The organism is Streptomyces sp. NPDC033136 (assembly GCF_055578235.1).
This window is the reverse complement of record NZ_JBVIPD010000008.1, coordinates 82,301-95,626: the sequence shown is the minus strand read 5'-3', so window position 1 is coordinate 95,626 and position 13,326 is coordinate 82,301. Positions and strand designations below refer to the sequence as shown.

The following is a 13,326-nucleotide window of genomic DNA, read 5'->3' as shown; positions in this document are numbered from 1 at the left end:
TAAACGCACTATAATGAAAACCATGTTCAAAACACAGGGGTCCTCTCCCGCCCTCGCCGAGGCCAGGACGCCCCGGGTCCGCTTCACGGAGCTCTCCGCCGGATATCCCGGCCGCCCCGTTCTGCATCAACTTGACGCGGAGATACCGGCGTTGGCGATCACGGCGCTCGTCGGCCCGAACGGCAGCGGGAAGTCCACCCTGCTCGGAGTAATGGCCGGAGTGATCCAACCCACATCAGGCCGGCTCCACCACGCCGGCGAGCGGCCGCCGGCGTTCGTCCCGCAGCGCGGCGCCGTCGCTGACGCACTGCCGCTCACGGTCAGGCAGACGGTGGAGATGGGGCGCTGGGGCGACCGCGGGCCGTGGCGCCGGCTGACGCGGCAGGATCGAGCCACCGTGGACCAGGCCATGGAGAGGCTCGGCATCACCGACCTCGCCACCCGCCAACTCGGAGAGCTCTCCGGCGGACAGCGGCAACGCGCCCTGATCGCCCAAGGACTCGCCCAGGAGTCGGACCTGCTCCTCCTGGACGAACCGACCACGGGCCTGGACCCCGAGGCAAGGGACCGGATCGCCGCGCTGCTGACGGAGCTGGTCGCCGACGGCAGGACCGTCGTGCAAGCCACACACGACCTGGAAGCCGCCCGCTCGGCGGACGCCTGCCTCCTGCTCCGCGACGGCCAGCTGGCGGGGCAGGGACGCCCCGAGCAACTTCTCACCGCCTCAACGCTCGCCCAGATCTGGCAACCGGTGTGAGGCGACGGCCCTTTTCCCACCTCATGTCGATGGTGCTCACGTGCCGCTGTCGCATGTAACCGCGGCTGCCCCAGGTCAGGCCCGGCCCAGGGCTCTCGCACGTCGATGGGTCCACGCCGGTGAGAGCTGACACACCCTTCGAGCGCTCTCCCGCAGTCCCGCATGGTGTCGGTTCACCGAAGCACTGACCACCGGTAGATCCCGGCGGGCACTAGTAGGGCTTGGTCAGGTGTGGCTCCGGCGGGCGGGGTCGAGCTCCGGCGGTTTGGGATGCGAGGCCGCGACCTGCGGCAACCGGCTTGTCCCGGCTGTCGGCCGACTGGCGCAGGCACCGAATCGCCACAGGGCAGGGCGACTTGACCAAGCACTGCTAGCGTGCCGCCTGGAACGTACGCCGGTAAGCCTGCGGTGAGACGCCGATCGCCGCGTGCAGGTGCTGGCGCAGGGAGGCGCCCGTGGCGAAGCCGACCCGGCCGGCGATCTGGTCCACCGACAGGTCGCTGGATTCCAGCAGGTCCCGGGCTCGGGCTACACGCTGCTGGATGAGCCAGCGGCCGGGGCTGAGGCCCACCTCGTCGTTGAAGCGGCGGGCGAAGGTGCGCCGGCTCATCCGGGCGTGGGCGGCGAGATCGGCGAGCGTCAGCGGTTCGTCGAGGCGTTCGAGGGCCCAGGCGCGGGTGGCGGCCGTGCTCGCGGCCCCGCTTTCCGGGACTGGCTGCTCGATGTACTGTGCCTGGCCGCCGTCCCGGAACGGCGGAACCACGCAGCGGCGGGCGACCGTGTTGGCGAGCCGGCTGCCGTGGTCCTTGCGCACGACGTGCAGGCAGACGTCGACGCCGGAGGCGGCTCCGGCCGAGGTCAGAATGGGGTCGTCGTCGACGAAGAGCACATCCGGGTCGAGGGCGAGGTGCGGGAACATATGCCGGAACCGGTCCGCCTGCCGCCAGTGCGTGGTCGCCTTGCGGCCGTCCAGGAACCCGGCCGCGGCGAGCACGAAGGCGCCGGTGCAGATGGAGACGATGCGCGTGCCTGGCCGGATCCACGCGAGCGCGACAGTGACCTCGTCCGGCAGCTCTGCGGTGACACACGACGGCGAGATGGGCGCGACGACCACGGTGTCGGCCGTGGCCAGGAACTCGGGGCCGTGCTCGGCGGTGATGGTGAAGTCGGCGTTGCTGCGCACCGGACGCCCGTCGACGGTGCAGGTCACCACCTCGTACCGGCCGTCGGCGGCGCCGAAGATCCGGCTGGGAATGCCGAGTTCGAAGGGGTAGACCCCGTCGAGCGCCAAAACCACGACCCTGTGCACATGCTGCATGGCACGATCCTATCGAAGACTGGCTATCAGGCCATTTTCCGGGCGGACGCGCTCGGGCAGGGTGGGACACCATGAGCACTCAGCACACGATGCGCGCCATCAGCCAGGACGTCCTCGGCGGTCCCGAGGTCCTCAAGGAAGTGGAGGTCGAGCGCCCCGCGCCACGTCCGAACGAAGTACTGGTCCGGGTGCGCGCCGCCGGGGTCAACCCGACGGACTGGAAGCACCGCGCCACCGGCCGCTTCCTCGGCGAGCCGCCCTTCGTCCTCGGCTGGGACGTCTCCGGCGTGGTCGAGGCGACGGGCACCGGTGTCGCCCTCTTCAAGCCGGGTGACGAGGTCTTCGGCATGCTGTCCTACCCGTTCGGTCACGGCTCGCACGCCCAGTACGTCACCGCCCCCACCCGCACCTTCGCGCTCAAGCCCTCGAACATCGACCACACACAGGCGGGCGCGCTTCCGCTGGTCTCACTGACCGCCTGGCAGGCCCTGGTCGAGACGGCGAACGTTCAGCCCGGGCAGCGGGTCCTGATTCACGCGGCGGCCGGCGGCGTCGGACATGTGGCCGTGCAGATCGCCAAGGCGCGGGGGGCTTACGTGATCGGCACGGCGAGTGCCGGCAAGCACGAGTTCCTGGCAGGGCTGGGCGCGGACGAGCTGATCGACTACCGGGAGACCGACTTCGCCACGGCCGTACGGGATGTCGACGTCGTGCTGGACACGATCGGCGGCGACTACCTCCACCGCTCGCTGCGGATCCTGCGCAAGGGCGGACTCCTGGTCACCCTCGTGCCGCGGGGTTCGAAGGAACTGCCCCGGGAGGCCGAGAACCTCGGGGTGCGTGCGACCGAGATGCTCGTAGACGCCGACCACACCGGGATGAAGGAGATCGCGGCGCTCGCCGAGGCGGGCCGGCTGCGCGCCACGATCGCCGGCACCTTCCCGCTGGCCGAAGCCGCCAAGGCGCACGCGCTCGGCGAAACCGGCCGGACCACGGGCAAGCTGGTCCTGGTGGTCGACTGACTCAGATCCGACCGTGTGGGTGCCGTGACTCCCGGCACCCACACGACAGGCAGACGAAGGTCGCGTCGTTGAGGTCCCCCGCGAGGTAGAGATCGTCCGGATGGCACTCGGGCAACTCGGGTCGCCGTCCGGTGAGCAGGAGGTTGTTCCCTGTCAGGCCAGCACCTGGCCGTTGCCCGCCACGACCTCGGGCCGCAGCAGGTCGGCAAGGGTCTCGGCGGGCAACAGGCCCTTCTCCAGGACGAGTTCGGCCACGCCCCGGCCGGTGGCGAGGGCCTCCTTGGCGATGTCGGTGGCTGCCGTGTACCCGATGTACGGGTTCAACGCGGTCACCAGACCGATGGAGGTCTCCACCGCCGCGCGGAGTTCGTCCTTGTTGGCGGTGATGCCGTCCACGCACCGCTCGGCCAGCGTGAGACAGGCTGCGCGGAGGTGGGTGAGGGACTCCGACAGGGAGTGCAGGATGATCGGCTCGAAGGCGTTGAGCTGGAGCTGTCCGGCCTCGGCGGCCATGGTGATGGCCACATCGTTGCCGATCACCTCGAAGGCGACCTGGTTGACCACCTCGGGGATCACGGGGTTCACCTTGCCCGGCATGATCGACGAACCCGCCTGCACCGGCGGCAGGTTGATCTCACCCAGGCCCGCACGCGGCCCGGAGGACAAAAGCCGCAGATCGTTACAGCTCTTGGAGAGCTTGACGGCGATCCGCTTGAGCACCCCGGACATCTGCACAAACGCGCCGCAGTCCTGCGTGGCCTCGACCAGGTTGGCGGCGGTCACCAGCGGCAGCCCGGTGATCTCGGCGAGGTGGCGGCGGGCAGCCTCGGCATATCCGGCGGGGGCGTTGAGGCCGGTGCCGATCGCCGTGGCACCCAGGTTGATCTCATGGATCAACTCGACGGCCTCGGCAAGACGGGACCGGTCCTCCTCGATCATGACGGCGTATGCCGAGAACTCCTGCCCGAGCGTCATCGGGACCGCGTCCTGCAACTGTGTACGGCCCATCTTGAGCACGTCGCGGAACTCCACGGCCTTACGGGCGAAGGAGTCCTGCAGGGCAGCCATCGCCTTGATCAACCCGCGCACCGCGAACACCGTCGCGATCTTGACCGCGGTCGGATAGACGTCGTTGGTCGACTGCCCGAGGTTGACGTCCTCGTTGGGGTGCAGGTACTCGTACTGGCCCTTCTCGTGGCCCAGCAGCTCCAACGCCCTGTTCGCCACGACCTCGTTGGCGTTCATGTTCGTCGAGGTGCCGGCACCGCCCTGGATGACGTCGACGACGAACTGCTCGTGCAGCTTGCCGACCCGGATCTCCCGGCACGCGGCGACAATCGCGGCCGCCTTCTCCGGCTCCAGCAGCCCCAGCTCCTCATTCGCCAGCGCGGCGGCCTCCTTGACGGCGGCCAGGGCGTCGATCAGGTGCGGATAGGCGGAGATGGGAGTGCCGGTGATCGGGAAGTTCTCCGTGGCACGCAGGGTGTGAACACCCCAGTAGGCGTCGACGGGAACATCCCGGTCACCGAGCAAGTCGTGCTCAATGCGGGTGACGGCGTTCATGAGTCTGGGGCCTTCTCTCGGGAGGCATGGTGGGGGGGGGCTTCCACGCTGCTGCGCGGAAGGCCCCCCGCGGTGTCACCGGTGTCGGTACCTGCTCAGAGCAGGCGGTCCTTGGCCTTGTAATAAGCACCGCCGAACGGAAGGAACCAGGCGGTGCCGTTGTAGAAGGGGACGGGGACCTTCGGGAAACCGAAACCGCGCAGCGGGTTGGCCTCCGGCTTGCCGTCCATCATCTCGGCGACCGCGCGGCCCATGTACGTGGCCATCTGGACGCCGTGGCCGCAGTAACCCATGGAGTAGTACAGGCCGTTGACCTCGCCCGCGTGCGGAATGCGGTCCCAGGAGAAACCGACCATGCCGCCCCACACGTAGTCGATGCGCACCCCTGCCAGCTGCGGGAAGATCTCGGTCATCTCCCGCTTGAGGATGTCGCCGCTCTTGATGTCGGAGGCCGGGTTGGAGGGGGCGAAGCGGGCCCGGCCGCCGAAGGCGAGGCGGTTGTCCGGGGTGAGGCGGACGTAGTGGCCGACGTTCTTGTGGGCGACCAGCAGGCGGCCGTTCGGGATGAGCTCCTTGGCGCGCGCCTCCCCCAGCGGCTCGGTGACGATGATGAAGCTGCCGACGTTGATCAGCCGCTTGCGGAACCACGGCATCGACTTGTCGGTGTAGGCGTCCGTCGCCGCCATGACCTGCTTGGCACGGATGGTGCCGTTCATCGTCTCCACCAGGAAGCCGCCGCCGGGGAGGCGGGTGAGGCCGGTGGCGGCGTTGCGCTCGTGGATCTCGGCGCCGGCGCGTTCGGCGGCTTCGGCCAGGCCGCCGACGAACTTGCCCACGTGCAGACCTGCGCTGAGCGGGTCCAGCAGGGCGCCGTGGTAGTAGTCCGAGCCGAGCTCGGCCCGCAGCTCGCTCTTGCTCAGCACGATCGTCTCGTGGCCGAAGTTGTCGGCCAGGTCGCGCTGCTTGGCCTGCAGGCCCTCGAAGTGCTGGGGCTTGCAGACCAGGCCGAGGCGCCCGGCGCGGTTGAAGTCGCAGTCGATCTGTTCCGTCCGCGTGAGGTCCTCGACGACGTCGACGGCCTCGCGGAAGGCGTTGTACAGCTCGCGGGCGCGCTCCTGGCCGTAGCGCTTGCGGGCCTCGGCAGGGCTGATGGTGATGCCCTGGGTGCACATGCTGCCGTTGCGCCCGGAGGCGCCCGAGCCGACCTTGTCCTTTTCCACGAGGACGACCCGGGCACCCTTGCGGGCGGTGTGGTAGGCGGTGGACAGGCCGGTGAGGCCGCCGCCGATCACCACCACGTCCGCCTCGTCGGGCAGGTCCTTTCCGGAACGGTCGGGCAGGGCGGGGGCTGTGTCCAGCCAGTAGGGGATCTGCTTCATGGCGTGCGTCCTGTCGTGTTTCTCAGTCCTGTGTCGCCGGTATGCCGTAGGTCAGCAGCCGAGCAGCTTCGGCAGGCCCGACATGTCACGCAGCTCGTCGTACGGCTGGTAGTCGGCGCTGCCCGGGCGGCCGTAGCGGTTGATCCACACCCGGCGCTTCAGGCCGAGGTCACGGGTCGGGATGTGGTCGTACTCCCAGCCCTGGGCGACGTGGATGACCTGCGAGGGCTCGACGCCCATGGTCGTGAAGGCGTACTCGAAGGTCTGGCGGTCCGGCTTGTAGGCGCCGGCCTGCTGGGCGGTGATGACGTAGTCGAACTCGACGCCGATGTTCTCGACGTTCCGCGCGATCAGGTTGTCGTCGGTGTTGGAGATGATGGCGATCTCGTACTTGGTCTTCAGGGCGCGCAGCGCGTCCGGGACCTCCGGGAAGGGACCGAAGGTGGGGACGGCCTCGACCAGGGCGTCGCCGTCGGACTCGCGGTACTCCAGGCCGTGCAGGCGCATGGCGTTGCGCAGGCTGGAGTGCAGGATCTCGTGGTAGGGGCGGTAGGCCTCCAGGACGGCCTGGAAGCGCATGACGCGGAAGTCGTCGAGGAACTCGTCGACATCCAGGTTGTCCAGGTCCAACCGGTCCTCCAGGACCTTCAGGGTCGTGGGACCGAGCTCGAAGTTGATCAGGGTTGCATAGGCGTCGAAGGTGACGATCTCTCGCATGGTGTCCAGCCTCAGTTTCGCGGGTTTCCAGGGGGTGGGGGGCTTCAGACGACACGTTCGCCGGGGGCGACGATCGCGTCGAGCACGGCCAGGTCGGCCGGGCTCGGTATCCAGTCGGCCGCCGCCGCGTTGGCGGTGACCTGGTGGGGTGTCATGGCGCCGCAGATGACGGAGCCCACGGCGGGCAGGGCCGCCAGTGCGCCGACCGCGACCCGGAGAAGGGTCAGGCCGCGGTCGGCGCCATAGGCGGTGAGCGCCTCGACCTTGTCGAGGGCGGCGTCGGTGAGCCAGCCCCGGCGCCAAGACAGGCGGCTGCCGGGCGGGGGCTCCTGGCCGCGGCGGTACTTTCCGCTGAGCAGGCCGTTGGCCAGCGGGTAGTACGGCAGCAGGCCGAGGCCGTGGTGCAGGCAGGCCGGGATCAGGTCCCGTTCCGCGCCGCGGTCGAGCAGGTGGTAGCGCGCCTGGGTGGACACGAAGGCGTCCGTGACGTGCTCGGCCGGGAGGTTGGAGCAGCCGATGTACCGGATCTTGCCCTCGTCGACCAGCTCCCGGAGCGCGGCGACCGTCTCCTCCAACGGCGTGACACCGTCCGGCTCGTGGTACTGGTACAGGTCGATCCGGTCGGTGCCGAGCCGGCGCAGTGACGCCTCCACCGCGTACCGGATGTAGGCGCGGGATCCGCGGGGACCGCACAGGTCGGCGTCCCTGCTCACCTCCATGCCGAACTTGGTGGCGAGCACGATGTCGTCGCGGTGGCCCTTGAGGGCGGCACCCAGCAGGCGTTCGCCGTCGCCGCGCGAGCCACCCCGCTCACCGGACCCGCCGTACATGTCGGCGGTGTCGAACAGGGTGATCCCGGCGTCGAGGGCGGCGTGGACGACGGCCTTCGTGCCGTCCTCGTCGAGACGGCTTCCGAAGTTGTTGCCGCCCACGCCGACCACCGAGACGGTCGGGCCGCGTGCTCCGAGCGAGCGGTATCTCATGACCGGTTCCCGAATCCGATGCAGACGTTCTTGGTCTGCAGATAGCTGGCCAGGCCCTCAAGGCCCTTCTCCCGGCCCCAGCCGCTGTGCTTGTAGCCGCCGAAGGGGAGCTCGACGCCCGTGCCGACGCCGGTGGCGTTGACATAGACCTGGCCGGCCCGGATGCCCTCGGCCATGCGCATCGCCTTGTCGATGTCGCGGGTCCACACGTACGAGACGAGGCCGTACGGACTGTCGTTGGCGATCTCCAGTGCCTCGTCCGCGTCGTCGAACTCGATGACCGTGAGGACGGGACCGAAGATCTCCTCGCGGGCGCAACGGGCCTGGTTGTCGAGCCCGGTGAGGACGGTCGGCTCGACGAAGTAGCCGTCGGCCAGCTCGGGGTCCGAGGGGGCGCTTCCGCCGGCCCGTGCCACGGCACCCTCCTCCCGCGCCAGCTCCAGGTAGCCGAGGACCCGGTCCCGCTGCCGTGCGGCGACCAGCGGGCCGACGTCGGGGTCGGTGAGGCCCGGGCCGACGCGCAGGGAGGCGGCGTGCGCGACGAGCTTGTCCAGGAACTCCTCGGCGCCACGCTGGAGCAGCAGCCGGGTGCCGGCCGAGCAGGTCTGCCCGGCGTTGCCGAACGCGGAGGCGGCGACCGCGCCGAGCGCCAGGTCGAAGTCGGCGTCCGCGAAGACGACGACCGGCGACTTGCCGCCCAGTTCGGTGACCGAGGGCACCACGTTCGCGGCGGCGGCCTGCGCCACCTTGATGCCGGTCGGCACGGACCCGGTGAAGGTGACCTGGTCGATGTCCGGGTGACCGGCGAGGGCCGCGCCGGTCTCGCCGTCACCGGGGACCACGTTCAGCACGCCCGGCGGAAGACCGCACTCCAGGGCGATCCTGCCGATCTCCAGCGGGGTGAGCGGCGCCTCGGGAGACGGCTTGAGCACCACCGTGCAACCTGCGGCCAGCGCCGGTGCGGAGCCCCTCGCGGTGTTCTGCAGCGGGTAGTTGAACGGGATGATCTGGCCGGACACGCCGATCGGCTCACGGACCGTGTAGTCGATCAGGCCAGGGCCGAGCGGGATCGTCGAGCCGCCGACCTTGTCGGCGACGCCCGCGTAGAACTCGAAGTAGCGGGCGGCCGCCTCGACATCGGCCTTCGCCTGGCGCAGCGGCTTGCCGACGTCCTGGCTCTCCAGGCGGGCCAGCCGTTCGCCCTGGTAACGGATGGCCTCGGCGATCCGGTACAGGATCCGGCCGCGATCGGCAGCACGCATCCGGGCCCACTCTGGTGCTGTGAAGGCCGCGCGTGCCGCCGCCACCGCCTGGTCCACATCGGCCTTGCCGCCCACCGCCACCTGGGCAATGGGTGTGCCGTTCGACGGGTCGAGGACGGTGAAGGTGCGGCCGTCGGCGGCGGGGACCTGCTTGCCGTCGATCAGCAGCTCGCTCAGCTGCAGTTCGCCGCTCATGGCTGGATCTCCCCCAGCACCTCGCCGAAGATGACGACCTCGTCGCCGGGACGGACCGTGCGGATCCGGCGCACCCAGAGCACGATGCCCTCCTGCGGGGCAGTGACCTCCTCCAGCGTGTTGCCGTAGTGGTCGACGATGGTGGCGATCAGGTCGCCCTCCTTGCAGTTCTCCCCCGGCTCGGCGTGGGCGACGAAGAAACCCCCGGCGGCGGAGCGGGCGAAGGTGCCCGAGACGGTCGTGTAGGTGTCCCGCAGCTCCGCCTCGCCCTCGACCATTCCGAGCCGGCGCAGGATGTTGCGGATCGAGTTCATGTGGTGCTCGACGTTGGTCTCGCGGTACGTGGCGCCACCGCACTCGATGGTGACGGCGGGCTTGCCGGCCGCGAGGACGGGGTGGCGGACCGTGCCGCCCCACTTGCCGCCCTTCCAGACCAGCTCATGCCCGGCGGCCAGGGCCAGGTCCGTGGCCAGGTCCTCGTAGCCGCCCTGGAGGATGACCAGCGGGGCGATCTCGCCGTAGGCGCCGCCGGTGTGCAGGTCGACCACGGCGTCGACGGCGGGGACGACCTGCTCGACGAAGGTGGCGGCCAGGCGCTGCGAGTACGAGCCCTCCGCGTCGCCCGGGAAGATGCGGTTGAGGTTGAGGTGGTCGATGCCGCTGGCGCGGGCGGCCGCCTCGAAGGCCGGGGTGTTCAGGCAGGGGATGCCGACGACGGTGCCGCGCAGGGTGGCCGGGTCGATCTCGGCGAGCACGCGGCGGATGGCCTCCTGGCCGTCGTACTCGTCACCGTGGACGCCCGCGTCCACACACAGGACCGGGCCGTCCTGGGCGCCGTTGACGACGATCAGCGGTATGCCGAGCTCCACGCCGTAGCTGCTGGTGCCGACCGGGATCAGGCCCTGGGCGCGCTCGCCCGGGGCGACGGTCAGCGGACCGATGGAGTACATGTGGTTCCTTCCCAAAACGTGGGCCAGATGCAGAACGTGGATCAGATGCGGGCGGACGCCTCGGCGAGGGTGCCCGCGATGATCGCGGCGATGCGGTCGAGGACGGCGCGGTCGCTGATCAGCGGAGGCGCGATCTGGACCAGGGGCCTGGAGCGGTCGTAGACGCGGGCCAGCAGGCCGGCCTCGCGCAGCCGACGCGGGATCAGGTCGCCGATCAGAGCGGCTCGGGCGTTGGCGCTGAAGCCGCCGTCGTCCATGTCTCCCACGAGTTCGCAGGAGTAGAAGAACCCGGTGCCGCGGACGTCGCCGACGATCGGCAGGTCCTTGAGCGCCGCCATGTGTTTGGCCACGTCTCCCTGGAGACCGCGGACGTTCTCCAGGATGCGGTCCCGCTCCATGATCTCCAGGTTGCGCAGGGCGATGGCCGTGCTCAGCGGGTGTCCGGCGAAGGTATAGCCGTGGTTGAGGACCGCGCCGGGCCGGTTGATGACCTCGGTGACCTTGGTGCCGACCAGGGTCGCGCCCAGGGGGGCGTATCCGGCGGTGATGCCCTTGGCGACGGTGACCATGTCCGGGCGGGCGCCGTAGCGGTCGCCGCCGAACCACTCCCCGATCCGGCCGAAGGCCGTGATGACCTCGTCGGCGACGAGCAGGAAGCCGTACCGGTCGGCCAGCGCCCGCAACCCCTGCCAGTAACCCTGGGGCGGCGTGATGCACCCGCCCCTGTTCTGCACCGGCTCGGCGATGAGCATCGCGACGGTCTCCGGGCCCTCGGTCAGGATCGCGGCCTCCAACTCCGCGAGCAGCCATGCCGTGTAGACCTCGTCGTCCGCGAACTCCGGTGCGAGGCCGCAGCGGTTGGTGTTCGACACGAACCGGGTGTCGATCGCCGGCGGGCCGTACGGCTCCGTCAGGCCGGGGTCGTCGTTGAACGACAGGGTGCCGATGGTCAGACCGTGGTAGGCGCCGCGTCGGGCGATCGCCTTGGTGCGGTCCGGCTCTCCGCGCAGGGCGTGGTAACGACGGGCAATCTTCCAGGCGGTCTCGACGGCTTCGGCGCCACCGCTCGAGAAGAAGGTGTGCTCGATGTCGACGGGGGCGATCCAGGACAGCCGCTCGGCGAGTTCGATGGCCGAGGGGTGGGCGGAGCCGGTCCACAGCGGGCTGTAGCACAGCTCGCTCAGTTGCCGTTCGGCGGCCTCGGCGAACTCGGGGCCGTAGGAGTAGCCGAGCTGGCAGCAGTACAGCCCTGACAGGCCGTCGATGTAGCGCCTGCCGTCCGCGTCGTCGACGTACGGGCCCTCCCCTCGCTGGACGACGAGGAGGTCTTCGCCCTGATCGCCGAGCGATCCGTTGGCGGTCATGTTCAGCAGCAGGTGCCGCTGAGCGGTGGCCGCGGTCAGCTGAGCGGCGGCGGTCATACGGCCTCGCCTCCGGGGTTGGCGACGCCGACCGTGTTCTCGACCGAGAGCAGGGATTGCTGTCGTCCGGAGCCGAGCCAGCGCACGAGGGCCACCAGGCCGAGGGCGAGGATGGCGAAGGCGATGAGGATGGCGCTGACCGCGGTGACGCTGGGGTCGATCTCGAAGGTGAGGGAGTTGTAGACCTGGACGGGCAGGGTGATGGTGTCGACGGAGGAGAGGAACTGGGCGATGTAGAACTCGTCGAAGCTGGTGATGAAGGAGAAGATCGCCGCCGCGATCATTCCTGGTGCGGCGAGGGGGAAGGTGATGCGCCGGGCGATGGTGAGGCGGCCGGCGCCCATGCTGGCGGCGGCGTCTTCGAGGCGTTCGTCGATGCCGCGCAGGGTCGCGATCAGGATGAGTACCGCGATCGGCGCGGCCAGCACGGTGTGGCCGAGGGCGATGGCGATCGGGCTGCCCAGCATCGCCGCCGGTTCGAACAGCAGGAACAACCCGAGCGCGGTGACGATCTGCGGGATGACCAGCGGTCCGAGCACCAGGGCGAAGACCGCCGAGCGCAGCGGGAGTTCGCTGCGGACCAGGGCGGTCGCCGCGGTCACCCCGATGATGAGGGAGAAGACGGTGCTCAGGGCGGCGACGAGGGCGCTCAGCGAGAGGGCGGCCGGCCATTTGCTGCCGTCGGTGAACAGGGCCTGGTACCAGTTCAGCGTCCACACTTCCGGCGGGAAGTCGGCGAAGGCGTTGTTGCTGAAGGAGGTGACGAGGATGACGACGATCGGCAGCGCCAAAAACAGCAGGATCACGGTGGCGGCCGCCGTGAGAGCGATGCGCCCGGCGAGGGTCTTGCGCAGCTCCATCATGACGCGCTCCTCTTCTTACGGCTGGCGCCCAGCGAGCTGACGGCCTTGACCAGCAGCAGTCCGGCCAGGGTGAGTACCAGCAGGATGACGCCCTGGGCGGCCGCCCCGTTCCACTGGTTCTCCTTGGTGACCTGCTGGTTGATGAGGGTGGCGATCATCGTCTGGTTGGGTCCGCCCATCAGGGCCGGGGTGATGTAGTAGCCCAGCGAGAGGATGAAGCTGAGCAGTCCGGCACTGGCCAGGCCCGGGGCGACCAGCGGCAGGTAGATGCGGCGGAAGATCGTCACGCGTCCCGCGCCCATGCTGGAGGCGGCCGCCAGCAGCCGGCGGTCCACACCGCGCATCACCCCGTAGAGCAGCAGCACGGTGTAGGGCAGCATCATGGAGGTGGTGCCGATGACCACACCGAGTTCGTTGTAGAGCAGCTGGAACGGTGCGCCGGGGACCGACATGGCGGCCAGGGTCTCGTTCACCAGGCCCTTGTCACCGAGCATGATGATCCAGCCGTAGGTGCGCACCAGGGCGCTGACGAAGTGCGGCACGACCACGACCAGCATCGCCAGGCCGGCCAGGATGGGCTTGAGCCGGCAGATCGCCTGGGCCAACAGGAACCCGAAGACCAGGCTGAGCAGTGCCGTCTCGGCGGAGATCCGCAGCGTGGTGATCAGCACGGAGAGGTTGACGCCGGTCAGGGCGTCGGCGTACCAGTGCAGGGTGAACGATCCGTCGGCGTCCTTCAGGCTCAGCAGCAGCGTGCTGAAGATCGGGTAGACGAACAGCACCAGCAGGTAGACGACGACCGGCAGCGCGTACAGAATCCCGACCCTTGTCCTGCGCGAGGCCAGCAGCTTGCGCGGACGGGCGGGAGCGTTGGCGGTGAGGGTGGCGGCCATGGC

General features: G+C 69.7%; 12 protein-coding genes. 2 read left to right on the top strand and 10 right to left on the bottom strand.

The genetic code is table 11. The features are described from left to right. The first annotated feature begins 13 nt into the window (after positions 1–13). Positions 14–757, top strand: a complete 744-nt coding sequence (gene aztA / locus ACZ5TL_RS17290) for a zinc ABC transporter ATP-binding protein AztA (protein WP_468590618.1) — start codon at positions 14–16, stop codon at positions 755–757. 370 nt (positions 758–1,127) lie between these two features. Here aztA and ACZ5TL_RS17285 read toward each other — a convergent pair whose 3' ends face one another. Next, positions 1,128–2,075, bottom strand: coding sequence for a GlxA family transcriptional regulator (locus ACZ5TL_RS17285; protein WP_468590616.1), 948 nt, complete (start codon positions 2,073–2,075; stop codon positions 1,128–1,130). Positions 2,076–2,146: 71 nt separating this feature from the next. Between ACZ5TL_RS17285 and ACZ5TL_RS17280 the strand changes: the two genes are divergently transcribed. Continuing rightward, positions 2,147–3,097 carry an NADP-dependent oxidoreductase gene (locus ACZ5TL_RS17280; protein ID WP_468590615.1) on the top strand — a complete coding sequence of 317 codons (951 nt, stop codon included), beginning with the start codon at positions 2,147–2,149 and terminating at the stop codon, positions 3,095–3,097. A gap of 153 nt (positions 3,098–3,250) precedes the next feature. Here ACZ5TL_RS17280 and aspA read toward each other — a convergent pair whose 3' ends face one another. From aspA to ACZ5TL_RS17235, 9 genes are all read right to left on the bottom strand, one after another. Further along, complete coding sequence (gene aspA / locus ACZ5TL_RS17275) at positions 3,251–4,660, bottom strand: aspartate ammonia-lyase (protein WP_468590614.1); 1,410 nt, start codon at positions 4,658–4,660, stop codon at positions 3,251–3,253. Positions 4,661–4,755: 95 nt separating this feature from the next. Next, positions 4,756–6,039, bottom strand: a complete 1,284-nt coding sequence (locus tag ACZ5TL_RS17270) for an NAD(P)/FAD-dependent oxidoreductase (RefSeq protein WP_468590612.1) — start codon at positions 6,037–6,039, stop codon at positions 4,756–4,758. Between the two features lie 51 nt (positions 6,040–6,090). Continuing rightward, positions 6,091–6,756 carry a haloacid dehalogenase type II gene (locus tag ACZ5TL_RS17265; RefSeq protein WP_468590611.1) on the bottom strand — a complete coding sequence of 222 codons (666 nt, stop codon included), beginning with the start codon at positions 6,754–6,756 and terminating at the stop codon, positions 6,091–6,093. 44 nt (positions 6,757–6,800) lie between these two features. Then, positions 6,801–7,739, bottom strand: a complete 939-nt coding sequence (locus tag ACZ5TL_RS17260; RefSeq protein ID WP_468590610.1) for an aldo/keto reductase — start codon at positions 7,737–7,739, stop codon at positions 6,801–6,803. Beyond that, a complete protein-coding gene (locus ACZ5TL_RS17255; protein ID WP_468590608.1) occupies positions 7,736–9,196 on the bottom strand; it encodes an aldehyde dehydrogenase family protein in 1,461 nt (486 codons plus the stop codon). The genes ACZ5TL_RS17260 and ACZ5TL_RS17255 overlap by 4 nt, the downstream gene beginning before the upstream one ends. Then, positions 9,193–10,146 (bottom strand): succinylglutamate desuccinylase/aspartoacylase family protein, encoded by a 954-nt coding sequence (locus ACZ5TL_RS17250; protein ID WP_468590607.1) that lies wholly within the window; start codon positions 10,144–10,146, stop codon positions 9,193–9,195. The genes ACZ5TL_RS17255 and ACZ5TL_RS17250 overlap by 4 nt, the downstream gene beginning before the upstream one ends. 41 nt (positions 10,147–10,187) lie before the next feature. Next, positions 10,188–11,567: an aminotransferase class III-fold pyridoxal phosphate-dependent enzyme gene (locus tag ACZ5TL_RS17245; protein WP_468590606.1), complete on the bottom strand. Its 1,380-nt coding sequence runs from the start codon at positions 11,565–11,567 to the stop codon at positions 10,188–10,190. Next, on the bottom strand, positions 11,564–12,430 hold the full coding sequence (locus ACZ5TL_RS17240; RefSeq protein WP_468590605.1) for an ABC transporter permease: 867 nt from the start codon (positions 12,428–12,430) through the stop codon (positions 11,564–11,566). The genes ACZ5TL_RS17245 and ACZ5TL_RS17240 overlap by 4 nt, the downstream gene beginning before the upstream one ends. Beyond that, entirely contained in the window at positions 12,427–13,323 is an 897-nt protein-coding gene (locus ACZ5TL_RS17235; RefSeq protein ID WP_468590604.1) for an ABC transporter permease, read from the bottom strand. The genes ACZ5TL_RS17240 and ACZ5TL_RS17235 overlap by 4 nt, the downstream gene beginning before the upstream one ends. Positions 13,324–13,326: the final 3 nt, after the last annotated feature.